The organism is Erythrobacter mangrovi (genome assembly GCF_013260645.1).
GTDB lineage: Bacteria > Pseudomonadota > Alphaproteobacteria > Sphingomonadales > Sphingomonadaceae > Qipengyuania > Qipengyuania mangrovi.
Map to the genome: position 1 here is coordinate 1,647,853 of NZ_CP053921.1, position 25,701 is coordinate 1,673,553.

Annotated in this window: 23 protein-coding genes, 3 tRNA genes and 1 other RNA gene; 10 read left to right on the plus strand and 17 right to left on the minus strand. The window is 62.3% G+C overall.

Going from position 1 to position 25,701, the window contains the following annotated elements; genetic code table 11:
- The first annotated feature begins 21 nt into the window (after positions 1 to 21).
- On the plus strand, positions 22 to 318 hold the full coding sequence (locus HQR01_RS08475) for a hypothetical protein (RefSeq protein WP_173214258.1): 297 nt from the start codon (positions 22 to 24) through the stop codon (positions 316 to 318).
- A gap of 92 nt (positions 319 to 410) precedes the next feature.
- Positions 411 to 3,164, plus strand: a complete 2,754-nt coding sequence (gene secA / locus HQR01_RS08480; RefSeq protein ID WP_173214266.1) for a preprotein translocase subunit SecA — start codon at positions 411 to 413, stop codon at positions 3,162 to 3,164.
- A gap of 18 nt (positions 3,165 to 3,182) precedes the next feature.
- On the opposite strand, the gene HQR01_RS08485 is transcribed toward secA, so the two are convergent.
- Positions 3,183 to 3,800, minus strand: a complete 618-nt coding sequence (locus tag HQR01_RS08485) for a GNAT family N-acetyltransferase (protein ID WP_173214268.1) — start codon at positions 3,798 to 3,800, stop codon at positions 3,183 to 3,185.
- A 59-nt stretch (positions 3,801 to 3,859) separates the two neighbouring features.
- Here HQR01_RS08485 and HQR01_RS08490 point away from each other — a divergent pair, with 59 nt between their 5' ends.
- A complete protein-coding gene (locus tag HQR01_RS08490; protein WP_173214270.1) occupies positions 3,860 to 4,597 on the plus strand; it encodes a sulfite exporter TauE/SafE family protein in 738 nt (245 codons plus the stop codon).
- Between the two features lie 9 nt (positions 4,598 to 4,606).
- Here HQR01_RS08490 and HQR01_RS08495 read toward each other — a convergent pair.
- A tRNA-Asn gene (locus HQR01_RS08495) sits at positions 4,607 to 4,681 on the minus strand.
- Between the two features lie 97 nt (positions 4,682 to 4,778).
- The gene (locus tag HQR01_RS08500) at positions 4,779 to 5,558 is read right to left on the minus strand and encodes an NAD kinase (protein WP_173214272.1); all 780 of its coding nucleotides are present in this window, start codon (positions 5,556 to 5,558) and stop codon (positions 4,779 to 4,781) included.
- A gap of 132 nt (positions 5,559 to 5,690) precedes the next feature.
- Here HQR01_RS08500 and HQR01_RS08505 point away from each other — a divergent pair, with 132 nt between their 5' ends.
- A complete protein-coding gene (locus HQR01_RS08505; protein ID WP_173214274.1) occupies positions 5,691 to 7,013 on the plus strand; it encodes a GGDEF domain-containing phosphodiesterase in 1,323 nt (440 codons plus the stop codon).
- On the opposite strand, the gene mfd is transcribed toward HQR01_RS08505, so the two are convergent.
- The 3 genes from mfd to HQR01_RS08520 all read right to left on the minus strand — a co-directional run bounded on the left by mfd (position 7,010) and on the right by HQR01_RS08520 (position 11,396).
- Positions 7,010 to 10,501, minus strand: a complete 3,492-nt coding sequence (mfd, locus tag HQR01_RS08510) for a transcription-repair coupling factor (RefSeq protein WP_173214276.1) — start codon at positions 10,499 to 10,501, stop codon at positions 7,010 to 7,012. The genes HQR01_RS08505 and mfd overlap by 4 nt on opposite strands.
- A gap of 116 nt (positions 10,502 to 10,617) precedes the next feature.
- Positions 10,618 to 10,896, minus strand: a complete 279-nt coding sequence (locus tag HQR01_RS08515; RefSeq protein WP_173214278.1) for an FAD assembly factor SdhE — start codon at positions 10,894 to 10,896, stop codon at positions 10,618 to 10,620.
- 62 nt (positions 10,897 to 10,958) lie between these two features.
- A complete protein-coding gene (locus HQR01_RS08520; protein ID WP_173214280.1) occupies positions 10,959 to 11,396 on the minus strand; it encodes a hypothetical protein in 438 nt (145 codons plus the stop codon).
- Positions 11,397 to 11,539: 143 nt separating this feature from the next.
- Here HQR01_RS08520 and recG point away from each other — a divergent pair, with 143 nt between their 5' ends.
- Positions 11,540 to 13,603 carry an ATP-dependent DNA helicase RecG gene (recG, locus tag HQR01_RS08525; RefSeq protein WP_173214282.1) on the plus strand — a complete coding sequence of 688 codons (2,064 nt, stop codon included), beginning with the start codon at positions 11,540 to 11,542 and terminating at the stop codon, positions 13,601 to 13,603.
- A gap of 3 nt (positions 13,604 to 13,606) precedes the next feature.
- On the opposite strand, the gene HQR01_RS08530 is transcribed toward recG, so the two are convergent.
- From HQR01_RS08530 to HQR01_RS08545, 4 genes are all read right to left on the minus strand, one after another.
- Positions 13,607 to 14,236 (minus strand): LysE family translocator, encoded by a 630-nt coding sequence (locus tag HQR01_RS08530; RefSeq protein ID WP_173216255.1) that lies wholly within the window; start codon positions 14,234 to 14,236, stop codon positions 13,607 to 13,609.
- A gap of 28 nt (positions 14,237 to 14,264) precedes the next feature.
- On the minus strand, positions 14,265 to 14,828 hold the full coding sequence (locus HQR01_RS08535; RefSeq protein ID WP_173216257.1) for a low molecular weight protein-tyrosine-phosphatase: 564 nt from the start codon (positions 14,826 to 14,828) through the stop codon (positions 14,265 to 14,267).
- Positions 14,779 to 14,855, minus strand: a tRNA-Pro gene (locus HQR01_RS08540). The genes HQR01_RS08535 and HQR01_RS08540 overlap by 50 nt, the downstream gene beginning before the upstream one ends.
- A gap of 131 nt (positions 14,856 to 14,986) precedes the next feature.
- Entirely contained in the window at positions 14,987 to 16,135 is a 1,149-nt protein-coding gene (locus HQR01_RS08545; protein ID WP_173214284.1) for a trans-sulfuration enzyme family protein, read from the minus strand.
- 115 nt (positions 16,136 to 16,250) lie between these two features.
- Here HQR01_RS08545 and thyA point away from each other — a divergent pair, with 115 nt between their 5' ends.
- From thyA to HQR01_RS08570, 5 genes are all read left to right on the plus strand, one after another.
- Positions 16,251 to 17,183 carry a thymidylate synthase gene (gene thyA / locus HQR01_RS08550; protein ID WP_234030092.1) on the plus strand — a complete coding sequence of 311 codons (933 nt, stop codon included), beginning with the start codon at positions 16,251 to 16,253 and terminating at the stop codon, positions 17,181 to 17,183.
- A gap of 77 nt (positions 17,184 to 17,260) precedes the next feature.
- Entirely contained in the window at positions 17,261 to 18,562 is a 1,302-nt protein-coding gene (locus HQR01_RS08555; protein WP_173214288.1) for a 3-methyl-2-oxobutanoate dehydrogenase (2-methylpropanoyl-transferring) subunit alpha, read from the plus strand.
- A gap of 56 nt (positions 18,563 to 18,618) precedes the next feature.
- Positions 18,619 to 19,617 (plus strand): alpha-ketoacid dehydrogenase subunit beta, encoded by a 999-nt coding sequence (locus HQR01_RS08560; protein ID WP_173216259.1) that lies wholly within the window; start codon positions 18,619 to 18,621, stop codon positions 19,615 to 19,617.
- Positions 19,618 to 19,623: 6 nt separating this feature from the next.
- The gene (locus tag HQR01_RS08565) at positions 19,624 to 20,907 is read left to right on the plus strand and encodes a dihydrolipoamide acetyltransferase family protein (RefSeq protein ID WP_173214290.1); all 1,284 of its coding nucleotides are present in this window, start codon (positions 19,624 to 19,626) and stop codon (positions 20,905 to 20,907) included.
- A 501-nt stretch (positions 20,908 to 21,408) separates the two neighbouring features.
- Positions 21,409 to 21,485: transfer RNA gene (locus tag HQR01_RS08570), tRNA-Asp, on the plus strand.
- A gap of 12 nt (positions 21,486 to 21,497) precedes the next feature.
- On the opposite strand, the gene HQR01_RS08575 is transcribed toward HQR01_RS08570, so the two are convergent.
- From HQR01_RS08575 to HQR01_RS08600, 7 genes are all read right to left on the minus strand, one after another.
- On the minus strand, positions 21,498 to 22,565 hold the full coding sequence (locus tag HQR01_RS08575) for an MBL fold metallo-hydrolase (RefSeq protein WP_173214292.1): 1,068 nt from the start codon (positions 22,563 to 22,565) through the stop codon (positions 21,498 to 21,500).
- A complete protein-coding gene (locus HQR01_RS08580; protein ID WP_234030093.1) occupies positions 22,565 to 24,013 on the minus strand; it encodes an MFS transporter in 1,449 nt (482 codons plus the stop codon). The genes HQR01_RS08575 and HQR01_RS08580 overlap by 1 nt, the downstream gene beginning before the upstream one ends.
- 52 nt (positions 24,014 to 24,065) lie before the next feature.
- Positions 24,066 to 24,281 (minus strand): DUF2842 domain-containing protein, encoded by a 216-nt coding sequence (locus HQR01_RS08585; RefSeq protein ID WP_173214294.1) that lies wholly within the window; start codon positions 24,279 to 24,281, stop codon positions 24,066 to 24,068.
- Positions 24,278 to 24,853, minus strand: a complete 576-nt coding sequence (locus HQR01_RS08590) for a 5-formyltetrahydrofolate cyclo-ligase (RefSeq protein WP_173214296.1) — start codon at positions 24,851 to 24,853, stop codon at positions 24,278 to 24,280. The genes HQR01_RS08585 and HQR01_RS08590 overlap by 4 nt, the downstream gene beginning before the upstream one ends.
- A gap of 37 nt (positions 24,854 to 24,890) precedes the next feature.
- Positions 24,891 to 25,061, minus strand: a non-coding RNA gene (gene ssrS / locus HQR01_RS15455) — 6S RNA.
- A 10-nt stretch (positions 25,062 to 25,071) separates the two neighbouring features.
- On the minus strand, positions 25,072 to 25,401 hold the full coding sequence (locus tag HQR01_RS08595; protein WP_173214297.1) for a cell division protein ZapA: 330 nt from the start codon (positions 25,399 to 25,401) through the stop codon (positions 25,072 to 25,074).
- On the minus strand, positions 25,398 to 25,604 hold the full coding sequence (locus HQR01_RS08600; RefSeq protein ID WP_173214298.1) for a hypothetical protein: 207 nt from the start codon (positions 25,602 to 25,604) through the stop codon (positions 25,398 to 25,400). The genes HQR01_RS08595 and HQR01_RS08600 overlap by 4 nt, the downstream gene beginning before the upstream one ends.
- Positions 25,605 to 25,701: the final 97 nt, after the last annotated feature.

The window sequence follows — 25,701 nt, forward strand, 5'->3', positions numbered from 1 at the left end:
GCGGGGGTGGACGCGGTGGGAGTGAGGGATTATCTGGTCTCTACCATGTTGCGTCGCCTGCTAACCTGCCTCGCGTTGATCACCGGCCTTGCTGCCGTCAATGCGCCTGCGCATGCGAATGTTCTCGACGCAATGGGCGCCACGCTCGAGCTCACGCAGAAGGCGGATGACTCGGGCAAGAGCGAGAAGGTCACCTGCGCCGAGCGCCAGCGCCAACAGCGCTTGCGGGGCGAGAAGGTCACCCCGTGCCGCCCGTGTGAGGGCGTGCGCGTGGTTATTCCAACGGTGATGTTCGGCGCCGACCGCGCCTTCGAATAGAACCCGGCAGAATCACAAGTTTCCCGCTTGCTCGGCACCGATGCGGTGTGCGGGCATTTGCCAGATAGCATTCACCCCAAGGTTACCCATCCATGCTCAATACCGTGATGAAGGCCGTGTTCGGCTCTTCCAACGATCGCTACGTCAAATCGCTCGGCAAGATCGTCGACCAGATCAATGCATTGGAGCCGCAGCTCCAGGCGTTCAGCGATGCCGAACTTGCTGCACAGACCGACAAGTTCCGGGCCCAGCTGGCTGAGGGCAAGACGCTCGACGATATCCTCCCCGAAGCCTTTGCCACTGTGCGCGAAGCGTCGGTTCGCGTGCTCGGCATGCGCCATTTCGATGTGCAGATGATCGGCGGTATCGTTCTTCACCGCGGCGAGATTGCCGAGATGCGCACGGGCGAGGGCAAGACGCTGGTTGCCACGCTGGCGACCTATCTCAATGCGATCGAGGGCAAGGGTGTCCACGTCGTTACCGTCAACGACTATCTTGCCCGCCGCGACGCCGAGTGGATGGGGCGTCTGCACAAATTCCTTGGCCTGACGATCGGCGTCATCGTGCCGAACCTCAACGAGTTCGAACGCCGCGAGGCCTACAACGCTGACATCACCTATTCGACTAACAACGAGCTCGGCTTCGATTACCTGCGCGACAACATGAAGCATGAGCGCAGCCAGATGGTCCAGCGCCCCTTCAACTTCGCGGTGGTCGACGAGGTCGACTCGATCCTGATCGACGAAGCCCGCACGCCGCTGATCATTTCGGGCCCGACCGACGACAAGTCAGAACTCTATATCGCCATTGACGAAGTGGTGAAGGAGTTCCCTGAGGAATGGTACGAAAAGGACGAGAAGCAGCGCAACATCCAGCTGACTGAGGATGGGACCGAAGAGGTCGAGAAGATCCTGATCGAGAAAGGCCTGCTGCAGTCCGACAACCTGTATGATGTCGTGAACACCCAGGTCGTCCACCACCTCGAACAGGCACTCCGCGCGGTGCACATGTTCAAGCGCGACACCGACTATATCGTCAAGGACGACAAGGTCATCATCATCGACGAGTTTACCGGCCGCATGATGGACGGCCGCCGCTGGTCGAACGGCCTGCACCAGGCGGTCGAGGCCAAGGAAGGCGTGAAGATCGAGCCTGAGAACCAGACGCTCGCTTCGATCACCTTCCAGAACTATTTCCGCATGTACCCCAAGCTGTCGGGCATGACCGGCACCGCAGCCACCGAGGCTGCGGAATTTTGGGACATCTACAAGATGAACGTGGTCGAGATCCCGACCAACGTTCCGGTCCAGCGCATCGACGAGGAAGACGAGTTCTACAAGAACACGCAGGACAAGTTCAAAGCCATCGCCAAGGCGATCAGGGAAAAGAACGAGATCGGGCAGCCGGTCCTGGTCGGCACTGTCTCGATCGAGAAGAGCGAACTTCTGAGCGAGTTCCTCAAGGAGGAAGGCGTTCCGCATGCGGTGCTGAACGCACGTTTCCACGAACAGGAAGCGCATATCGTCGCCCAGGCAGGCCGTATCGGCGCGGTAACGATCGCGACCAACATGGCCGGCCGCGGCACCGACATCCAGCTTGGCGGCAACCTCGAGTTTAGGATCGACGACGAACTCAGCGAGATGCCCGAGGGGCCGGGGCGCGACGCGGCGATTGAACGTATCAAGGGAGAGATCGCCGAAGAAAAGCAGCGGGTGCTCGACGCGGGTGGCCTGTTCGTGCTTGGTACGGAACGGCATGAAAGCCGACGGATCGACAACCAGCTGCGTGGCCGCTCGGGCCGACAGGGGGACCCCGGCCTCAGCCGCTTCTACCTCTGCCTGGAGGACGACCTTCTGCGGATTTTCGGGCCGGATACCTTGTTCGCCCGCATGATGAACTCGAACCTCGAGGACGGTGAAGCGATCGGTTCCAAGTGGCTCTCCAAAGCTATCGAGACCGCGCAGAAGAAGGTCGAAGCGCGCAACTACGAAATCCGCAAGCAGGTCGTGCAGTACGACGATGTGATGAACGACCAGCGCAAGGTGATCTACGAGCAGCGCGCCGAGATCATGGACAGCGACGTGGTCGACGATGTCGTCGTCGACATGCGCCATGACGCGATCAACGCCATGGTAGGTAACGCGTGCCCGCCGGGTTCATATCCTGAGCAGTGGGATGTCGAGGGTCTCAAGACGCAGCTTGGTGAGGTGCTCGGGCTGCATTTCCCGATCGAGGACTGGGTCCAGGAAGATCACGTCGAGCCCGAACTGATCGAAGAGCGCGTTCGCGTAGAGGCCGACCGCGTGATGGAAGAAAAGTTGGCCAAGGACGATGCGGGCCTGTGGCGGCGGATCGAAAAGAGCGTGCTGCTGCAGGAGCTTGATGCGGAGTGGAAGGACCACCTCGCCACGCTCGACGCGTTGCGCCAGGTGGTTGGCCTTCGTGCCCACGCGCAGAAGCAGCCGCTCAACGAATACAAGCAGGAAGCCTTCAGCCTGTTCGAAAGCATGCTCGACAAGCTGCGTGAGACGGTCACCGGGAAGCTCATGCGCATCGAGATCCAAGATCCGGAGCCGATGCCGCAGATGATGCTGCCCGACCTGCCTGATTTCCTCACGGGCCATATCGATCCGCTCTCGGGTCTCGAGGATTCGAACGATGGCGATGGATCCGCCAGGCGCGCCGAGCTGTTCGGGTCGCTCGCCGGTAGTCCGCGTGCTGCGGTGGGGCCTGGCGGGTCGATCTCCGATAACCCGTTCGCCGGGTTGGAGATCAGCCGCAATGCTCCGTGCCCCTGCGGGTCGGGCAACAAGTACAAGCATTGTCACGGCGCGATCAGCGCCTGAGGTACGCTGGTCCCGTTGCTAGATGCGGCGGGGCTGGCGTACCATCGGCACGAGCGGCGGGCTGTCCGGTTCCGGATGGATCGGCTCGCCCGCCTGTTCGAAGCCACAGCTGCGGTAGAAGCCGGTGTTTTGCGGGTTTGAGTTCTCGAGATAGGCTGGCAAGCCTGCACGGTCGCAAGCGTCGAGCACAGGCTGGATCAGCTTGCGGCCCAGGCCCTTGCCCTGCGAAGTGGGCCTTACCCCAATGCTGAACAGGTAGGCGTGCTCAAAGTTAGGGTGGCGTGCGTCCATCGCGTCGCCCGTGCGCACGCCGCGCTTCACCGCGCCGGGGCCGCAGAGGAAGGCGGTTGGGACGGCGAAGCGGACGTAATCCCAAAAGCTGAAGCTCGCATCGCCGCCGGGTAGCATCCACATGCACGCGCCTTCGTTTCCAAGCGAATAGCAATAGCCGCGGGGCACATAAATCTGCCGCGCCTGCAGGTTGAACAGGTTCCGGATCCCGGCGAAATTCCCGAATAGCCAGAGGTTGAAGGGATCGTTGCGAAAGGCATCTGCAGTGATGTCGCCGATCATCCGGGCGTCGCCATGGCGCGCAAGCTGCAGATCTTCGCCCAGGTCAATATCGGCTGGTTGCATGGTTCTTTCTCCCGGAATGCAGGCTAGCTCCGGGGTAGGGTAGCGTCTAGGTCACGCGCATGATCATCCTTGCCGTCGGCTTTTTCCTCACCGCAATTCTCTATGCCAGCGTCGGGTTCGGCGGTGGGTCGACATACAGTGCCCTGTTGGCGCTTTCCGGCATCGACTACCGCATCTTTCCACTACTCTCGCTGGCCTGCAATATCGTGGTGGTCACAGGCGGATCGATCCGCTTCGCCCGAGCGAGGGTGACGCCGTGGCGCGGGGCCCTGCTGCTCACGGCAATTGCCGCGCCCGCCGCATTCGTAGGCGGGCTGACCCCGATCGACGAAGCCGCGTTCCTCGCGATCTTGGGCGCGAGCCTTGTTCTGACCGGGCTGACATTGCTGGTGCCGCTGAAAGAGCGAGAGGGAGAACCGACACGGGCGGCACGCTTCATGCCCCTCGCAGCGGCTCCCTTGGGTTACCTGGCAGGGCTGGTGGGGATCGGCGGCGGGATCTTCCTGGCCCCGCTGCTTCACCTGGCGCGCTGGAACGCACCGCGCGCGATTGCCGCCACGGCAAGCCTGTTCATCCTGATCAATTCGATCTTCGGTCTGGGAGGGCAGATTCTCAAGGGCGGGGCGGGGCGTCTCGCGCTGGCCGTCGACACCGGATTGCCGCTGTTGGTTGCTGTGGCGATTGGTGGCCAGATCGGCAGCCTGCTGGCCCTGAGATACCTGCCGCAGACATGGATTCGCTGGGCAACCGCTGCGCTCACCATCTGGGTGGGCGGGCGCCTCTTGCTTGGGTTGTAAGAAGAAGAATGGCTCCCCGAGTTGGATTCGAACCAACGACCAAGTGATTAACAGTCACCTACTCTACCGCTGAGCTATCGGGGAGCAGCCCGTCAGGCAGGGGTGCGCCTATATGGGCGCGATTCCGGTTTGGCAAGCGGGCATTTGGCGATTCTTGTGAGATGTGTGCCAGTGCTGCCGATCACACGACAAACTGCTCGGCGACGATACGTTCGTCGAGCGAATGGCCTGGATCGAACAGCAGCGTCAGCTCCCTTTCGCGGGCTATCGCGAGACGCACTTCGGCGACGTCGCGGACCTCGCGTTGGTCGGCCACGACACTGACCGAACGCTTTTCCTCCTCGAGCACGCGAAGCCGGACTTCGCTGCGATCAGGCAGTATTGCACCGTGCCAGCGGCGCGGGCGGAAGGGGCTGATCGGCGTCAGTGCCAGAAGCTGCGAATCGAGCGGCAGGATCGGGCCGTCAGCGGACAAATTGTAGGCAGTCGATCCGGCGGGTGTGGAGAGCAGTACGCCATCGCAGACCAGTTCTGGAATGCGAACCTTGTCGTCCACCGACACTTCAATCTTGGCCGTCTGGCGCGTTTCACGCAGTAGCGAAACCTCATTGATCGCAAAGCAGCTGTGCCGCTCTCCATCCTGGGTCACTGCCTGCATCAGAAGGGGGGCGATCGTATGGGGTTTGGCCCGTGCAATCCGGCCAAGCAGCGTGTCGGTCTTGCGGTTGCGATTCATCAGGAAGCCGACCGTGCCCAAATTCACGCCATAGGCGGGCAGGATGTGTCCGCTATCGAGCATCGCGTGCAGGCTTTGCAGCATGAAACCATCGCCGCCGAGCACGACCACGGCATCGGCTTCCTCGAGCGATACCCAATCGAACGTCTCGCGATAGAGTGCTGCTGCTTCCTGCGCTCGCTCAGCATCGGATGCCAGCAAGGCGAGGCGGCTGTAATCGGCCATAGTCCCGTGCTTCCTCCCGACCAGGCGATTGGTGCGCCGGGTTGCGGGGCGTTCCTATGGAGGTGCGTCCCATTTGGCAACAGAGCGGAATTGCTGGCATAAGTCTCGCGCGACCGCGATAAGAGCGTTCCCATGGCAAGTGTGCCCACCGAACTGACCCACGGGTCGAGAGACAGCCTCACCGGTCTGGCCGATCTGGCCCATGCGCGCGCGATGATAGCCGAGTGGCAGAGCGATTGCCCGGGTGAGTCGGATGACTGCCCGATTCACGCCATGATGATTTCGCTCGGTCGGATCGATACCGTCAACGTTGCCTTCGGTGAGTCCGCGGGGGATGGCGCACTGGTGGAGGTCGCGCAGCGCATCAAGCATTTCGCCGCCGACGAGCTGGATTCGAGTCCGTGGCTGGCAGCGCGAATCAGCGGGGGAGCGTTCCTGCTGGTGGCTCGCCAGCCATGCAGCCGCGAACGGTGGCAGTGGCTGGCCGAAGCGCTGGCAGATGCGATCGCCATGCCCATTGCCAACCCAGAAGAGGGCGGGGCGAGCCTGCGCCTGTGGCCGCGCATCGCGCTGATGCGGGCGACCATGAACGATTCGGCCGATCGCATTCTGGATCGCCTGTCGGAAGTGCAGGCACGCATGCGCGAGGGTCACGGGCGCAGGATCGACTGGTCGACGGGTGAAGTAGCCCGTCTAGGTCGTTCGTATCGCGAGCTCGAAGCGGACCTGCTTGCGGCGATCGACCAGGACGAGATCGAGATCCTTTTCCAGCCCCAGTATGCGCTAGCAGACGACCGGATGATCGGCGCGGAGGCACTGGCGCGCTGGCACCACCCCACCGTCGGCCGGATCGGCGCGAGCTCGCTGTTCCAGATCGCCGAGCGCGCCGACCATGTTGCACAACTTTCCCGCCATATCGCGCAGCGGGCGCTCGAGCATGCGGTACACTGGCCCGAACACTTGCGGCTCTCGCTCAATATCACTCCTGCCGACCTTGCTGCAGAGAGCTTCGCGACCGAGTTCGCGCGTCTTGCCGAACGCGTCGGATTCCCGCTTGGTCGGATCACGCTGGAGATTATCGAACAGGTTCTCCTCGCCGACCTTGATCGCGTTGGGCATGTGCTAGACCAGCTCAAGGTCTTCGATATCCGCCTGGCACTGGATGACTTCGGCGCGGGGTTCTGCAACTTCCGCTACCTGAAAGTGCTGCCGATCGACTACATCAAGCTCGATCGCTCGATGATCGACGGAGTGCTTGAGGATGAGCGCGACCTGGCCGTCTTCCGCGCGATCCTCGCCATGGCACGGGCGTTGGATCTGGCGGTGGTGGTCGAAGGCGTCGAGAGCGAAGAGCAAAGAGAATTGATCGCGACCGAGGGTTGCGAATATTATCAGGGGTTCCTGCGTTCCGAGCCGATAACGCCTGGAGAATTCCTGTCTCTTATAGATGCCTAGGCAAAACTCTTATCAGTTCGTCGAGATTTCCGCACGACCGCTGACAGGCCCTTGGTGAGCTGGAACAGCCCATTGAGGCGGCTCTCCGGCGAATTCCATGCACGGCTGATCACCAGCTTCATGTCAGGCCGCAGCTTGGCGGTTCCCTGCAGGCGCTCGACATAAGCGAGCAGGCCTGAGGGGTCGGGGAAATCGTCCTTGTGGAAGGTCACCAGCGTCCCGGCCGCTCCGACATCGATCTTGGCGATATTCGCCTCGATCGCCTGGTGCTTGATTTCGATCAGGCGGACGAGGTTTGCCGTCGCTGCGGGCAGATCGCCGAAGCGGTCGATCATTTCCGCCGCCAGCGCCTCGATCTCGGACTTGTCCTGCGCGTCGTTGAGGCGGCGGTATAGCGCCATGCGTACCGCCAGGTCGGGCACATAGTCTTCCGGGATCATGATCGGCGCATCTACGGTGATCTGCGGGCTCACCGTTTCGCGCTTCGCCTCCAGTCCCATCTCGCCTGCCTTGGCGGCAAGAATCGCGTCCTCAAGCATCGACTGGTAGAGCTCGAAGCCGACCTCGCGGATGTGACCCGACTGTTCGTCTCCCAGAAGGTTGCCCGCACCACGGATATCGAGATCGTGGCTGGCCAGCTGGAACCCTGCGCCCAGGCTGTCGAGATCGCCGAGAACCTTGAGTCGCTTCGCCGCGACTTCGCTGAGCTGGGTATCCGCGGCGTAGGTGAGGTAGGCGTAGGCACGCAGCTTCGCGCGACCAACGCGGCCGCGGAGCTGGTAAAGCTGGGCGAGGCCGAAGATATCGGCTCGGTGGATGATGATCGTATTGGCGCTGGGCAGGTCGAGCCCACTTTCGACGATCGTGGTGGCGAGCAGCACGTCGTACTTGCCTTCGTAAAAGGCGCTCATCCGCTCCTCGATCTCGCCCGCACCCATCTGGCCGTGCGCCGCGATGAACTTAACCTCGGGCACATGCTCGCGCAGCCATTCCTCGACGCTCTCCATGTCGGAGATACGCGGCACGACGATAAAGCTCTGCCCGCCACGATGGTGCTCGCGTAGCAGCGCCTCGCGCATCACCATATCGTCCCATTCCATCACGTACGTGCGTACTGCCAGACGGTCGACCGGCGGAGTCTGGATGGTCGAAAGCTCGCGCAAGCCGGTCATGGCCATCTGCAGCGTTCGCGGGATCGGCGTAGCGGTCAGCGTCAGCATGTGCACATCGGCGCGTAGCTGCTTGAGCCGTTCCTTATGGTTGACCCCGAAGCGCTGCTCCTCGTCGACGATGACCAGGCCGAGGTTCTTGAACTGCGTCTGTTTGGACAGGATCGCGTGGGTGCCGACCACGATATCGATATCCCCGCTGGCTAGGCCGTCGCGAGTGTCCTTCATCTCCTTGGCCGGAACAAGCCGTGACAGCCTTCCAACCTTCAGAGGAAAGCCATTGAAGCGGTTTGAGAAATTCTCGAAGTGCTGACGCGCGAGGAGAGTGGTCGGCGCTACCACTGCGACCTGCTGACCGTTCATCGCGGCGACAAAGGCGGCACGCAGCGCGACCTCGGTTTTGCCGAAGCCGACATCGCCGCAAACGAGCCGGTCCATCGGTTTGCCGCTTTCGAGGTCGGCCAGGACATCGGCGATCGCACGGTCCTGATCGTCGGTTTCCTCCCATGGGAAGCGGTCGAGAAACTGATTGTATGGGCCTTGCTCGACTTCGAACACCGGTGCCTTGCGCAAGGCACGGGCGGCTGCAGTACGCAACAGTTCATGGGCGATCTCGCGGATACGTTCCTTGAGCCGCGCACGCCGCTTCTGCCAGGCTTCGCCACCCAAGCGGTCGAGCATCACCGCTTCTTCGCTGCTGCCGTAACGGCTCAGCACATCGATATTCTCGACCGGAATGTAGAGCTTGTCGCCCCCGCGATACTCCAGCATCACGCAGTCGTGTTTGGACTTGCCGACGGTGATCGGCTCAAGCCCCAGATACTTGCCGATACCATGTTCGGTATGGACGATCAGGTCTCCGACGCTGAGTGCCTGCAGTTCGGCGAGGAATGCGTCGGCGTCCTTGCGTTTCTTCTTACGCCTGACGAGCCGGTCACCGAGGATGTCCTGCTCGGTGAGCAGTTCCATCTCATCGTTGGCGAAACTCGCTTCGAGCGGGAGGATCACCGCTGCCGCCTTGCCCTTGGCAGACAGGCCCAGCGCTTCCTGCCAGGTGTCGGCAAGCTGCACGGTGGCGCCCGCTTCGCCGAGGATCGAGGAAATGCGCGCCCGGCTACCCTTGGAATATGCGGCGATCAGCGGGCGCTTTCCCGCCCTGCCCAGTGCTTTCAGGTGATCGGCAAGAACCGGATAGACATTGTCACCCCGGGCCCGCTCGGGCGCAAAATCGCGGCCCGACCGGAAACCGAAGCCGACCACCTTCTCGCCTTCTGGTTCGTCAAAGGGCGTCGCTCGATGGGCCGGAGCAGAGGCGAGGGCGGTTCGAAATTCGTCCTCGGTCAGGTAGAGCGAGGCTGGATCGAGCGGGCGATAGCTGCCCTTGGCCTGTCCGCTCGCGGCCTTGCGCTGGTCGAAATAGTCGCCGATGTCCTTGGTTCGCTCTTCGGCGGCACCCAGTGCGGCGCTATCGATGACAACGAGATCATCCTTGCCCAGATGGTCGAACAGTGTTGTCAGGCGTTCCTCGAACAGCGGAAGCCAGTTCTCCATCCCTGCAAGCCGCCGGCCTTCGCTGACGGCCTCATAAAGCGGATCCTGCGTCGCATGGGCGCCGAACATCTCGCGATAGCGGCCCCGGAAGCGTTTGATGCTGTCCTCGTCCAGCAATGCCTCGCTTGCGGGCAGCAGCAGGTGGGAGTCGAGCCGCCCCGTGCTCATCTGCGTATTCGGATCAAATGAACGCAGGCTCTCCAGCTCGTCGCCGAAGAAGTCGAGCCGCAGCGCTTCTTCCATGCCGCTGGGAAAGATGTCGACGATCGAGCCTCGCACGGCATATTCGCCCTTGTCGATCACCGTGTCGGTGCGGCTGTATCCTTGCCGCTGGAGCAGTGCGGCAAGGCTTTCGCGCCCGATCTCCGTTCCGACCCTGAATTCGCGCACGCTTTCCCGGATCCGGAACGGCGTCAGCACACGCTGGAGAACGGCATTCGCCGTGGTAACGACGAGCTGCGCCTTGGCCTTGCCGGCCTGCAACCGGTGCAGTGCTGCGAGCCTGCGTGCGCTGATGGCCAGTGCCGGGCTGGCCCTGTCATAGGGTAGCGAATCCCATGCGGGAAATTCGATCACTTCCAGTTCGGGTGCGAAGAAACCCGCCGCGTCGACGATCCCGCGCATTGCCGCATCGTCCGGTGCGATAAACACCGCTCGACCCGTGCTGGCCCGGGCGAGGTCGGCCATAACCAATGGCTGTGCGCCGCGCGCGACCTGCGACAGCGTGAGCGCTTCGCGGGCCTTCAGGATGCGAGACAGGTCGGGCATTGGCTTCCTAGCGTTTGATCAGGGCGGACGATACGCGCACGCACGATTGCCCCCTGCCCGGATGGGAAGGGGGTGCTTTGGGTCAAGTCAGCCAGATAGAGGTCAGCGCTCGCGCGTCAACGGGGGATGTCGACGTAGTCGAGTTGCTGCATCGCCGCCATAAGCGGGCCCTGGAACCGCAGCGGGGGCTCCTGGGTCTTGAGCGCCCAGGCCATTACGTCGACATCGTCTTCTTCAAGCAGAGCTTCGAACCAGGCGATCTCTGCTTCTCCCCACTCCTCGTGATAGCGATCGAAGAACCCGCCGATCATGTAGTCGGCCTCACGCGTGCCGCGGTGCCAGGCGCGAAATCTGGCGCGTTGCTTGCGGCCTTCGAAAGTCAGGGCTTGGGGCATTGAAAAAGGGGTGCCTTCCGCAATTCCGGAAAGCACCCCTCTGGTTCATCGAGCGAGATCGATCAAGGGTGCGTGTGCGAGAAGTAGCGCACCGACTCCGTGACCAGCTTGTCGTTCTCGGCGTTAAGTTCTTCCGCCTTCTCTTCGCTGCCAGCGATCTTGATCAATTCGGCCCAAAAGGCCTTCCTTTCAGGCGAGGCGTGGGTATCGAGTGCGGACATGCCACGAGGCATGGGACGCAACAGCATGAGGTCCCACGTGCCGTCCATCATCCAATGCACCTGGGTTGCTGGCAGTCCCGCTGCGGCTGCTGCCGGAGCGTAGTATTTTTCCATTATCTCGCTCCACCGGTTGCCCGCATCGGGCGCCAGCTTCAGCAAGATGATCGTATATGTAGTCCGCGCTTCTTCCGGCTCGTCCTGTGCCAGGGCCGGCGCAGCGAATACCGGCATTGCAGCGAACGCGATTGCAGCTGCGATAGTCTTGAAGTTACTAAGCATGGCTATCCCCCCATGTACCAAGCAACCCTGCGGCATCGCCTAGCATGGAATTTCAATTAAACATAATCGTGCTTCGGAATGCCGGGAAAGCGGCCTGACTGTGGCTTTGCATCGGTTCGTCGATATCCTAACGCTATCGGGCGATGCGGCCCGATATCCTCAATCCGCTCTTCACTGAGACTGAAGCGCTCGACGGCGTCGGGCCGAAGCTCAAGAAGCCGCTGGAAAAACTTGGCCTGACGCGGGTGCGCGATCTCGATTACCACCTGCCCGAGCGTTTCGTGTCCCGGCGCGCTGTCGGCAATCTCGACGAAGCGGGTGAGGGCGAACAGATTGTCGTGCGCCTTACCGTGACCGAGCATCGCGCTGGACGCTCCGCACGCGCACCCTATCGCGTTCTCGCTCAGGACATGGTGGGTAATATCCTGGCCCTGACCTATTTCGGACGCGCATCATTCACTGCGCGGAAGCAGCTGCCCGTTGGCGAGACGCGCTGGGTGGCGGGCAAGCTGGAACGGTTCGGCGACATGCTGCAAATCGTCCATCCTGACCACGTGGTCGAAGAAGGCGGCGATACGCTGGGTCAGCTGTGTGAACCGGTCTATCGCCTGTCGGAGGGGCTGACCCAGCCCAAGATCGCCGGGTTGGTTCAGCAGGCCTTGTCGCGAACCCTTGAGCTTCCTGAGTGGATCGAGCCACGGCAGATCGAAAAGCAAGGCTGGCCCACGTGGCGCGACGCGCTGGTCCTGGCGCATAAGGGCGAGCATTCTGCGGCGCGCGACCGGCTCGCCTACGATGAACTGCTCGCCAACAGCCTTGCGCTGATGCTGGTCCGGGCGGACAACCGCAAACGCAGAGGACAACCACTGCGCGGAGACGGCAGCTACCGGGTCAAGCTTGACCTGCCGTTCCCGCTGACGGGCGCCCAGAAGCGTTCGATTGCCGAGATCGAAGGCGATATGGCGCAGGAATCGCCGATGCTGCGCCTGCTGCAGGGTGACGTCGGCGCGGGCAAGACCGTGGTGGCGCTTGAGGCCATGCTCATCGCGGTCGAGGCCGGGGCGCAGGCCGCCATGCTGGCGCCGACGGAGATCCTTGCTCGCCAGCATTACGAGAGCCTGCGGCGTATGGCAGAGCCGACCGGCGCGCGGGTTGCCCTGCTGACCGGCCGCGACAAGGGTAAGGCGCGCGAGGCGACGCTGATGGACCTCCTCGACGGCAGCATCGACATCGTCGTCGGCACCCACGCGATCTTCCAGGACAAGGTCGCCTATAACAACCTGGCGATGGTGGTGATCGATGAGCAGCACCGTTTCGGCGTAGGACAGCGGCTCATGCTGGCGAGCAAGGGCCGCCGCGCACCGCACGTGCTGGCCATGACCGCAACGCCGATTCCGCGCACACTGACACTGGCTCAGTATGGCGAGCTCGACGTGAGCAAGCTCGACGAGCTGCCACCCGGGCGCCAGGCGATCGAGACTGTGGTGATGGGGCAGGACAAGATAGGGCTCCTGGTCGATCGCCTTGCCGCGCAGATCGCCGAGGGACGGCAAGCCTATTGGGTGTGCCCGATGGTGCGCGAGATGGACGGACCGGACGAAATCGCCGCGGTCGAGGCCCGCTTTGCCGCGCTCGAACAGCGCTTCGGGCGCGACGTGGTCATGGTGCATGGTCAGCTCGCGCCCGAGATGAAAGATGCGGCGATGGAACGGTTCGCCAGCGGGGATGCCAAACTGCTGGTTGCGACCACTGTGATCGAGGTTGGGGTCGATGTCCCTAACGCTACGCTCATGGTGATCGAGCAGGCCGAGCGCTTTGGGCTTGCCCAGCTACACCAGTTGCGCGGGCGGGTAGGGCGAGGCTCCGAGAAATCGGTCTGCGTTCTGGTGCGCGGGGATACCTTGTCGGAAACCGCCCGCGAGCGCCTCGCCCTCATGCGGGAGACCCAGGATGGCTTCCGCCTCGCCGAAGAAGACCTCCGCCTGCGTGGGGGGGGAGAATTGCTCGGTACGCGCCAGTCGGGTGATACTCCGTTTACCGTGGCCAGCCTCGAGCAGATCACCACACTCCTGCCTACGGCCTATGACGATGCACGCCTCCTGATTGAGCGTGATGGGGGGCTGGAGGGGCCAAGGGGCGAGGCCGCCCGGACGCTGCTTTATCTCTTCGAGCGCGATTACGGTGTGAAGACCTTGCGCGGCGGCTAGTCGCTAGCGCTGCTCGCTCAACAGCAGGCGGGCACCAAACGCGAGGAAAACGCCGCCAGTCAGCCGGTCGAGCCATTGGAGCACGGCTGGCTTCCTCAGGACCTTGGCTATCGGTTGTGTCGCGGCGATCAGGATAGCGAACCAGGCCACACCCAGTGCGCCATGGATCGTGCCCAGCAGGATACTGCTGAGGAACGCGTGGGCACCGACCGGGATGAACTGGGGCAAAAAGGAGACGTAGAAAACACCAACCTTGGGATTGAGCATGTTGGTGAGGAAGCCGCGCAAGAACCACCCGGAAGCCGATGCCTCCTTACCCAGCTGGGGAACCTCATCCAGTGCCTTCCTGGGAGAACGGATCAACTTCACGCCAAGGTAGAACAAGTAAAGCGCGCCACACCATTTGAGCGCAATGTAGGCGAATTCCGAAGCGGCCAGAAGGGCGCCCAATCCGGCGCCGACAATGGCGCCCCAACCGACGCAACCCATTGCGATGCCCAGGCCTGCGAAAAAGGCGCGTCGCGCCGATTCTACGGTTGCAGTCCGCATGACCAACGCCGAATCCAGACCCGGCACGATGGTCAGAAATGCCGCGGCGATGGTGAATGCGATCAAATAGTCGGCGGACGGCATCTGCACTATATCCTTGATATTATTATGCTTAGGGTTCGCCAAGTAGTCTGACCAGCGCTGCGGCGCCCGCCGTAACATCGGCCCAGGTATCGCGGAAATTGTCCTCTCCGCCATACCAAGGGTCAGCCAGATCCGCGCCTTCGCGGCCAGGCACGAGATCCAGTAACATGGCAATGCGCGCCTTACCGTCGCCCGGGTTGCGAAGCGCGATGTTCGCCATGTTGGAAGCGTCCATGCCAATTATCCAGGTGAACCGATGGAAATCTTCCACCGAGAGCTGCCGGCCGCGATAGTGTCGAATGTCGATCCCGTGACGCGCCGCCTCGGCGATACTGCGCGGATCAGGCGGCTCGCCGACGTGATAAGCCGCGGTTCCGGCGCTATCGACTTCGGCAGCCAGGCCTGCGGTTTCGGCTGCACGACGAAAGGCGGCCTCCGCTAAAGGCGAACGGCAAATGTTTCCGAGACAGACAAACAGGACGGAGGGGATGGTCAGGGCTTCCTCCCGCGCTTGCGACTGGCTTGAACCAGCGCAGGTGAAATGGTCGGGGAGAGAGGATTCGAACCTCCGGCCCCTGCCTCCCGAAGACAGTGCTCTACCAGGCTGAGCTACTCCCCGACCGGATCGGCCCGCAGCGGTTTGATGCGGCGGGTGCGAAGCAGGCGCGCCCAATAGCGACGGGGCCCATGGCTTTCAAGCGCAAACACGGGCCGCTCGAAATTAATCGCGCAGCGCTGGCGTCGAATGGGCTAGCCTAGGGCGCGTCCCAGGTCTTCCTGCAGTGTCGCCACACCCTCGAGCCCCACCGACAATCGCAGGAGGGAAGCGGGAAGGGCTGGCGCGGCCTCGGCAGGGTCCACTTTGTGGCCGGTCATGACAAGGCTTTCCGGCCCGCCCCAGCTGACCGCACGCCCGAAGGTGCGCAAGCGGTCGGCGACTACGATGGCATCGGCAAAGCCATCGTCAAGCTCAAAGGAGAACAGGCCCGAATGCCCGCGCATTTGTCGCGCGAGCAGCGGATCGTTGGTGAGTGCCGGGTGGAAAACCCGGCGTACGCGAGGGTGCTCGGCAAGCCAGCTGGCGAGGGAGAGTGCATCTGCGTGGTGTTTGGCAAGGCGCACGGGGAGCGTCATCAGGCCCCGCAGGCACAGCCACGCCGTAAGCGGCGGCATCGCAGCTCCAAGCAGGAGCAAGCCCTTTCGGAAAATACGTTCGATATGCTCGACACTTCCGACGACAGCCCCGCCGACGAGGTCGCTATGCCCGCCGATATACTTGGAGCAGCTGTGCAGGACGAGGTCGACGCCCAGTTCGAGTGGTTTCTGCAGCAGGGGTGTCGCCACGCTGTTGTCGAGCATGGTGATGATCCCGCGGTCCCTGGCCATGGTTGCCAGGTCGGCGACGGGCAGCAAGCCGAACAACATCGAGCCTGGGCTTTCCATGTAGAGGACGCGCGTTTCCGGGCGCAGTTGGGCGGCAATGCCATCGAGGTCGGTCGCTTCGGCGCGACTCCAGCTTACGCCATACCCTTCAAGTCTTTGGGCGAGTTCGATCGTCGGGCCGTAGATCGTCCCAGCAAAGAGCACATGGTCCCCGCTTTCGAGGAACGCCGTCAGCGATGCGGCGATCGCACCCATGCCGCTGGCGAACCCCTTGCAGGCCTCGCCTCGTTCGAGCCGGGCGAGGGCATCTTCCAGCACCGACAGCGTCGGATTGGTCCCACGGGAATAGACCGCGACCTGATGCTCGCGCGACAGGCCGTCGAAGAGTGTCTCCATGTCGGGTTGCCGGAACAGGCTTGCTTGCGCGATGGGCGGCAGGACCGACCCGCCATCGGCCAGCGGGCGGTGGCTGCCGATACAGACGAGTTCGTCCTGCGGATCGAATTGCAGCGTCATGCTATCCCCTCGGAAGCCTCTTGTATCGCAAGCATTGTGGATGGATAGGCCATGCGCAATTGCGACGGGCCGCTGTCCACTCCATTCTCCCACGGCCCTCCTGATGGAAAGCACGATGTCGGCCGCTAGCGACCACTACGAACAGCAATACCTCGAGCTGATGGAGCGTATCTGGCTCGGGGGCAGCGAACGTGTCGATCGCACGGGCATCGGCACGCGCTCGGTGTTCGGCGCAATGCTCCGGTTCAATCTCGCTGACGGGGCCATGCCGCTCATCACCACCAAGCGGGTCTTCTGGAAGACCGCCACCCGCGAATTGTTGTGGTTCCTGACCGGCGATACCAACATCAGGCCGCTGGTGCTGCAGGGCGTGAAGATCTGGAACGAATGGCCGCATGCGCGCTACGTCGAGGAAACCGGCGAAGAAATTGCGCTCGATGACTTCGTCCAGAGGATCGCCGACGACGAGGATTTTGCCGCGCGATGGGGCGATCTCGGTCCGGTGTATGGCAAGCAGTGGGTCGATTGGCCGACCTACCAGCCAGTGGCCGGGGGGCTGTTCCGCAAGGGACGCGGGATCAACCAGGTCGCCGAAGTGGTCGAATCGCTCCAGAAAAACCCCGGCAGCAGGCGGCATATAGTTGAAGGCTGGAACGTGGCTGAGCTCAACCGGATGGCCTTGCCCCCGTGCCACAAGACCTACCAGTTCCACGTCGCCGACGGACGCCTCAATGGCTTGCTCTATCAGCGCAGTTGCGACGTTGCCTTGGGCCTGCCGTTCAACCTGTGGTCGGCTGCTCTGTTGCAACGCATGCTTGCGCAGCAGGCAGGGTTGGAGCCGGGCGAGTTCGTTTGGATGGGTGGGGATACTCACCTTTATCTCAATCACGAACACCTGATTCGAGAGCAGCTAACCCGGGAACCGGTCGGTCAACCGCGGCTTGATATCCTGCGGCAGCCGCCGACGATCTTCGACTATCGCATTGAGGATTTCGAGGTTCGCGACTACACGCCGCACGGGGCCATCAAGGCACCCGTCGCCGTGTGAACCGGCTCCCCTTGACCGTTTCGCGCGCGTGAAATAATATAACGCTTACGCGTAAGATTGCGTCTGGGAGAGACTCTATGGCCGACAGGCCCGACGGAGCGGCACAACAGGGCGGTAATCGTCCCAAGTTGGCGCTGCACGTTCCTGAACCGAAGTTCCGGCCCGGCGACACGGTCGACTTCTCGCACTTGCAGATTCCGGAGGCAGGCAAACAACCGCGCCCAGACGAGACTTGCGACCCCAAGGACATGCACGAGCTCGCATTCGGGCTCGTCCGTGTGTTGGGGGAAGACAACAAGGCGCACGGTCCGTGGGATCCGAAGCTCGACCCGGATACCTTGCGCAAGATGCTTGGCCACATGGCCATGACTCGTGCCTTCGACGAGCGCATGTTCCGCGGCCAGCGACAGGGCAAGACCAGTTTCTACATGAAGTGCACCGGCGAGGAGGCGACCAGCGTCGCTGCCTCGATGGCGCTTGCGGCGGATGACATGGTCTTCCCCAGCTATCGCCAGCAGGGCATCCTGATCCAGCGCGGTTACCCGATGATCGAGATGATCAACCAGATCTACTCGAACAAGGGCGACAAGCTGAAGGGCCGGCAGCTGCCAATCATGTATTCGAGCCGCGAGCACAGCTTCTTCACCATCAGCGGCAACCTCGCCACGCAAACTCCACAGGCGGTGGGCTGGGCGATGGCCAGCGCGATCAAGGGCGATAGCCGTATCGCTGCGACCTGGGTGGGCGAGGGCAGCACCGCGGAAGGCGATTTCCATTCTGCGTGCACTTTCGCGACCGTCTACCACGCGCCGGTGATCCTGAACGTGATCAACAACCAATGGGCGATCTCGAGCTTCAGCGGGTTTGCCGGAGCCGAGCGCACGACATTCGCGGCGCGCGCACTGGGTTATGGGCTCGCCGGGTTGCGGGTCGACGGCAACGATGCGCTCGCCTGCTTCGCCGCTGAACAATGGGCAGCCAATCGTGCCCGGGCCAATGCCGGTCCTACGCTGATCGAGTTCTTCACCTACCGCGCTGAGGGGCATTCGACCTCGGACGATCCATCCGGGTATCGCAGTGCGCAGGAGCGCAGCGAGTGGCCGCTCGGTGACCCGATCACGCGCCTCAAGGACCACCTCATCGCGATTGGCGAATGGGACGAAGCGCGCCAGGAGAAGATGGATCTCGAGGCTGCGGAACTCGTCAAGGCGACAACCAAGGAAGCCGAAGCCAACGGCATCCTCGGCCATGGCCTCCACCACCCGTTCCGCACCATGTTCGAAGATGTGTTCGAGGAACTGCCCTGGCACCTCAAGGAACAGAGCGAACAGGCCATCCGCGAACGCGAGATCAAGTTTCCGGGAGGGCTGGAGCTGTGAGCACCGAGGTCAAGGAAGCCGCGGCTGTGCAGGCAGAAGCGGAACGTCGCCTCAATATGATCGAGGCGATCAACGATGCGCTGGCCGTCTCGATGGAGCGCGATCCCAATGTCGTCGTGATGGGCGAGGACGTAGGCTACTTCGGCGGCGTGTTTCGCTGCACCGCGGGCCTGCAGGAAAAGTTCGGCAAGACCCGCGTGTTCGACACGCCGATCTCAGAATGCGGCATCATCGCCGTCGCGGTGGGGATGGGGGCCTATGGCCTGCGCCCGGTGCCTGAAATTCAGTTCGCCGACTACATCTATCCTGGACTTGACCAGCTGATCAGCGAGGCCGCGCGCCTGCGCTATCGTTCGGCGGGCGAATATATCGCCCCGATGACCGTGCGTTCGCCCTTCGGTGGCGGCATCTTCGGTGGCCAGACCCACAGCCAAAGCCCCGAAGCGATCTTTACCCATGTGTCGGGCTTGAAGACGGTCATCCCGTCGACGCCTTATGATGCCAAGGGCCTGCTGATCTCGGCGATCGAAGACAATGACCCGGTCATCTTCTTCGAACCCAAACGGATCTACAACGGCCCGTTCTCCGGCTACTACGACAAGCCGGCGCAGCCGTGGAAGAAGTTCGACGCCAGCGTGGTGCCCGAGGGGTATTACAAAATCCCGCTGGGCAAGGCGCGGCTCGCCGCCGAAGGGGAGCAGCTGACCATTCTGGCCTATGGCACCATGGTTCATGTGGTGGAGGCAGTGTGTCGCGAGAAGGGGGTCGAAGCCGACATCCTCGACCTACGAACCTTGGTCCCGCTCGACATCGAGGCGATCGAGGCTTCGGTCGAAAAGACTGGTCGCTGTCTAATTGTCCACGAGGCGACGCGCACCAGTGGCTTTGGCGCAGAACTATCGGCGCTGGTTACCGAGCGCTGCTTCTATCATCTCGAGGCCCCGGTCGTGCGTGTTACGGGTTTTGACACGCCTTATCCGCACAGCCTCGAATGGGCCTATTTCCCTGGTCCCGTCCGTATCGGCGAGGCCCTCGACAAGATCCTGAGCGAGTAATCCATCATGGCGAAATTCACCTTCCGCATGCCCGATATCGGCGAAGGCATCGCCGAGGCCGAGATCGTGCAATGGCACAAGAAGGTCGGCGACACGGTCAATGAAGACGAGGAATTCGTCGACATGATGACCGACAAGGCGACCGTGCCGATGGAAAGCCCGGTCACCGGCAAGATCCTCGAGATCGCTGGCGGCGAAGGCGATATGGTTTCGATCGGCTCGATGCTGGTCGTAATCGAGGTCGATGGCGCGGCGCCCGAGGACGCCAAGGAGGAAGAAGCCCCGGCGCCGAAGGCGGACGTGGTCGAAGAGCGGATCGAGGTCGAGACCTCTGACGCGAGCGACGCCGACGATGCGCTGGCGGCCGATCCGCGGCCCGAACCGCTGCCCGCACCAACCCCGGCACCCGAGTCGACGGTCCACGCCAAGGTTCTGGCTACTCCCGCGGTACGCAAGCGCGCGAAAGACCTCGGCATCGAGCTTACCCAGGTAAAGCCGGCCGAAGATGGCCGCATCCGTCACGGCGATCTCGACGCCTTCCTGTCCTACAATGGCGGTTACGCTGCGGCTGCGCCGAGCCGCTCGGACGAAGAGGTCAAGGTGATCGGGATGCGCCGCCGCATCGCCGAGAACATGGCGGCTTCGAAGCGCAACATCCCGCACTTCTCCTATGTCGAGGAATGCGACGTGACCGCGCTTGAAGAGTTGCGCGCGCAGCTCAACGCCAATCGGGGCGACAAGCCCAAGCTGACCATTCTCCCGCTGCTGATCACGGCAATCTGCAAGACACTGCCCGACTTCCCGATGATCAACGCGCGCTATGACGACGAAGCGGGCGTCGTGACGCGATACGGATCCGTTCACATGGGCATGGCCGCGCAGACCGACGCGGGGCTGATGGTCCCGGTCATCAAGGATGCGCAGGCCAAGAACCTGTGGCAGCTCGCCAATGAGATTGCTCGCCTCGCAGAGGCCGCCCGGACCGGCAAGGCCAAGGCCGACGAGATGCAGGGCGGGACGCTGACCGTAACCTCGCTCGGCCCACTTGGCGGCGTGGCGACGACACCGGTCATCAATCGCCCCGAAGTCGCGATCATCGGCCCCAATCGCATCATCGAGCGCCCGATGTTTGTACCCGATGGTATGGGCGGCGAACGCATCGAGAAGCGGAAACTGATGAACATCTCGATCAGCTGCGATCACCGCGTGGTGGATGGCTGGGATGCCGCGAGCTTCGTGCAGGCGCTGAAGAAGCTGATCGAGAGCCCGGCGCTTATCCTCGTCGCCTGACTAGGCTAGCATGGTGCCTTCCAAGGAAGGTTGCCATGAGAGCCGAACCTGGTGCCGATGCATACATCGCCAAGGCCGCGCGGTTTGCTCGGCCAATCCTCACGTATTTCCGCAACCTCGTGCACGCGACGATCCCCCGCGTAAGGAAATCGAACTACTGGTCGAGCAGTGTTTCTGGCGAACCCACCATCATTGCGACCGCTCTATTCGTTGCCGGTCGATCGGCGCCTTGCTCAAGCTTGAGCGCAGATTGCATCGCGCAACCGCCGCCAGCGAACATAGTCAGCGATACGAGCAGAAAACCCATTTTCAGCATTGCGGACCCCCGGTCTTCCCACGCGGAATTCCAAGGGGGACTGTCGGCAGAGGGCGTTAATTTCGAGTAAACGAGGTGGTCGAAATCCTGGTCCTGTCATATCGCAAAAAAAGCCTCCCAATCGGCATTGACAGGACTCGGAGCCTGCCTTAGTGGCGCGGCTCCCAAGCGGTGCAACGCTTCAAGCGGGTGTAGCTCAGTTGGTTAGAGTGCCGGCCTGTCACGCCGGAGGTCGCGGGTTCGAGCCCCGTCACTCGCGCCACTTGGGACTTTCCTAAAGCAGATCAGTGAACTCGATCGCCTTGCCCTTTGCGGGCAAGCTGACGAGCAGGCCGTCGTCTCCGATCCGCAAGTCCCCATCGAACAGGTCCGGTGCATTCCCGAGGAACGCGCGTTTGACCGATCGGACGGGTGGGGCGGGAACGAGGTGGTAAAGCACCAATGCCCGAACCCCCGACTGGTTTGCGACCTCCGCGGCCTGCGCAGGTGTCGTATGGTAGTCGGGAATATCGGCCATGATCTTGGACCCGTCGCTATCGCCATGTTCGGCCAGTGTGCTGCCGATCTTGCCCACCATTTGCGGATTGAGCGCTTCGTGAAACAGTACATCTGCACCCTTGGCGAAACTGGCGAGTTCGGCCGATTGCTTGGTGTCGCCGCTGATCACAAGCACCCGCCCACCATATTCGATGCGATAGGCAAATGCGTAGTCGACCGGGCTATGATCGACCGGCAAGACGCGGATTATCACGCCAGCGGCGTCGTAGGCGATCGCCCCGGTCCTGGGCGGGTCGAGCAGATGAACCGCACCACCAAACCCACCCGGCCGTGCAACTTCGGGCCCATGGTGGGTGATCCGGTAGCCGCGATCGATGGCATAGGCCTGCATGAAGCCCTCAACGACCTTGTCGGTTCCCGGAGGGCCGTAAACCGGCAGCGGTTCGTCGCGCCCGCCGGCCATCCATGCCTGCAGCATGAGCTCGCCGAAACCATCGATATGGTCGGAATGAAGATGCGTGAGGAATGCCGCTTCAAGGCGATCCATAGGGAAGCCCATACGTTGCAGCTTGCGGATCGAACCCGATCCTGCGTCGAATATGAAGGCTTCTCTGCCCGCCAGAACCGCAATGCATGGTCCCGCTCGCTCGGCGTCGGGCAGGGGAGAACCGCTGCCGCAGAGATAGGCGTGGATCCCATCGGGATAACTTACGGTCGAATCCTGTCCTGCCACCTTCTCCACTGTGCGGTCGAACAGGTACTGGCCTATCCAGCCTTGGCCGATCCACGCTGCGATGCCAATCAGCGCCGCAATCGCGCCGACCGCCACGGCCACCTTGCCCATTATGAGGCGTCTCCCTGCATGGTCGCGATCTTGCGCAGATTCTCCTCGTGCCCCTCCTTGTCGATGCGGTAGCGCGAGACAAAGAAAAGAGCGCTTAGCCAGAGGAATAGTAGGGACGGGGCGTAAAAGAGACCCAGTTGGTAAAGCGTGTCGGGCGAGACAGTTTCGGGTGACGCGCCGGTAGGAAACGCGATGGCGGAGAGGATCAGTCCGGCCGCTAGCGCGCCGAAGCCCTGCGTTGTCTTACGGGTGAAGGTCATGGCGGCGTAATAGACCCCCTCAGCGCGGCGGCCGGTCTTGACCTGGTTCGATTCCACTAAGTCGGCGATCATCGAATAGGCCACTGCGGTCACGGCGATGATCAATGCGAGGTCGATGACGTTGATTGTCAGTACCAGCGGGAAGAGCAGTGGGTCGCCATTGGCAGGCATGAGGTCGAACAGGCGCAGCATCACGGGCGCTGGCTGTATGGTGAAGGCCAGGATACCGAGTACGATCGTCGCCTTCTTCTTTCCCATCCGCCGCGTGGCAACTGGCGCGATCATCGCGCCGAGTAGCGCCGAGAAGAACACCGTGCAGGTCCAGATGAAGATCTGGACCTCACTGAAGCCCCAGAAGTAGTTGAGCATGATAAAGGTCAGTGCTGCAGAAAGCCCGGTGGCGATTGCGAACAGGATCGTTGCGAGGAACAGGGCGAGGAAGCTGCGCTCGCTGAGTGTTTCGACCATTTCGCGGAAGATTCGCCTGGTGCTGAACGGCTCTTTCGGAACCGGCGGTCGGTGCAGGTGGGGAATGCGGCTGTGCGTCCCGAGCGCCGAAGTCATGATCGTAAGAAGGATCAGGCCGCTGGCAATGATCCCATAGGTTGCGAAGGCCTCACGGTCGCGCATTCCCAGGGGTCCGGTGAGCAGGATCCCGAACATCAAGACACTCATCACGTTCCCACCAGCCCAACCGAAAAACAGGCGATAGGCTTGCAGGCTTGTCCGTTCCTCGTAATCGGTCGTCAGTTCGGGGATCAGCGCCGAACTGGGAGTCTCGTAGAAAGTGATGAAGGTCCGGATCATCACTGCGAGCACGGTGAGATAGACGAACAATCCCATCTGGCTAAGTTCGGGCGGATCCCACAGCAGGAAATAGCTCAACGCGACCGGGATTGCCGAAGCGTACATGAAGGGATGGCGGCGACCCCAGCGAGATCGCAGATTGTCCGACCAGTATCCGACCAGCGGATCGCTCAGTGCGTCGGCAACCAATGCTATGAGCAGGGCAAGGCCAACAAGTCCCGGTTCCAGGCCGACTACGGTGCCGTAGAAGAGCAGTAGGAAGTAGTCGAAGCCGTTGTTCTTGATCCCGAACGCGGCTGAGCCCGATCCGTGCGCAAGCTTCAACCAAACCGACGGCTTGTCCTGCGCATCAATCAATGCGCCACCCCTCATGGAATCCATCCCGTACCTCTCCCTTGCCTTGCAGGCTAGGGAAGGCGGGCAACCTTGGCAATCAGCTCCAGCGACCGGTTTCCATCCACGCCAGGAACCCGCGCATCGGCAGCAGCCAGGCGAGGCCCAATGCGATGTAGACTACGGTTTGGGCCAAGGTCGGCCAGCCGTCGATCATGCCGGGTACATATCGTGCGATGACCAGGCCATAGATCGCCAGGAACACGAGCAGGCCCAGCAGACCTACAGGGATGCGCCAGGTAGGTTCGGTCCTCATGCGAACGGTCCGTAGATGCGGGTGGGCGTGACAATCGCCGCGAGCGGCTGGTCATGCGCTTCAGACGGTAGATGCTCGACAAGCTGGCAATCCCAGGCGAGGCCGATCGCGATTGCTTGCGGGCGCGAAGCGAGCCAGCGGTCGTAGTGGCCACCGCCCTGGCCCAGGCGAGCACCCGACGCGGTGAATCCCAGCAGCGGGACGAACAGGACGGCTGGATCGATCGTGGCAGCTTCCGCGGCCGGCTGCAGCAAGCCATAGGGTCCCACTTCGAGGTCCTCTTCATCGAACGGATCGGTGAACCGGGCGAATTCCATCGGGGCTTCGCGGCTACTGAAGCGCGGCAGGGCAAGTGTATGTCCGCGTTCGAAAAAGAACCTGGCATAGGATGAGGCAGGCGCCTCGAACGGGGTTGCCCGGTACAACCCGATCGTTTCGCCTTCAGGGAGCATTTCCATGAGTGGGGCTGGCGGTCGGTGGAATACCAGGCCGCGCATGTTTTCGGGCAAGGCGGCAACATGATCGCGGCGGGCAGCGCGCAGGATTTGGCGAAGATCGTTCTTTGTGGTCACGCCGTGTCCTTAGGGTGCGCGTCATTACGCGAGAAGTGGCGGGACCACCATGGGTCGGTTGCCGGAGAAATCCTCTGACGCCTCAACGTCAGGTGGGCGCCGTTTGCCCCAATCTCCAGGACGAACCCGCAAACCGGGGTAGGGACAGCTCCCTTGGATTGCTTATAGCCTCAGGGATATTCATGCAGCTCGTGCCGGGCAGCCCCGCCGATTGCTATCTAGGCGCTTGCGAGCCCGCCCTCAAGGACCTGCGCTGCGTTTTCGAGCGCACCGGCCAATCGCTCGAGCTGGCCGGCGATCCGTTCCGCATCGAAATCGGGTGCTGCTGCGACTGCACTGCCGGCTTGCTTCTGGGCTTCGTCGAGTTCGTCGGCCAACAGGAGTGCAGCGAACAGCAAGTTCTTCGCTTCCTGGCTCGAGAGATTTGCGCCCATCGAACCCAATTTGGAATCGATCACACCTGCGAGGCGCTGGACGTGCGCTTCCTGGCCATCCTGGCAGGAAACCGAATATTTGCGGCCGCCGACTTCGAGCGTCACGTCACTCATCGTTCCAGCCTTTCGATCAGCGAGTCGAGTTCGGCGAGGCTGGTATCGACTATTTCACGCAGCGCTTCATGGCGCTCGACCAATTCCGGCGGGGCGAGATTACGACTGGCGTCCACATGGCGAGCCAGCGCCGCCTGCGTTTCGATCCGCGCGAGGGCGGCATCGATCCGCTCCATTGCCTGCGAAATGCGCTGCGAGCTCATGGCTGAAGTGAATATCAACTTTGACGCGCACTGGCAAAGGGTTGGCAAGGGCTGTTGATAACTGGGTTGAGGGCATGGGCCTCGCGGTCGGGCACGC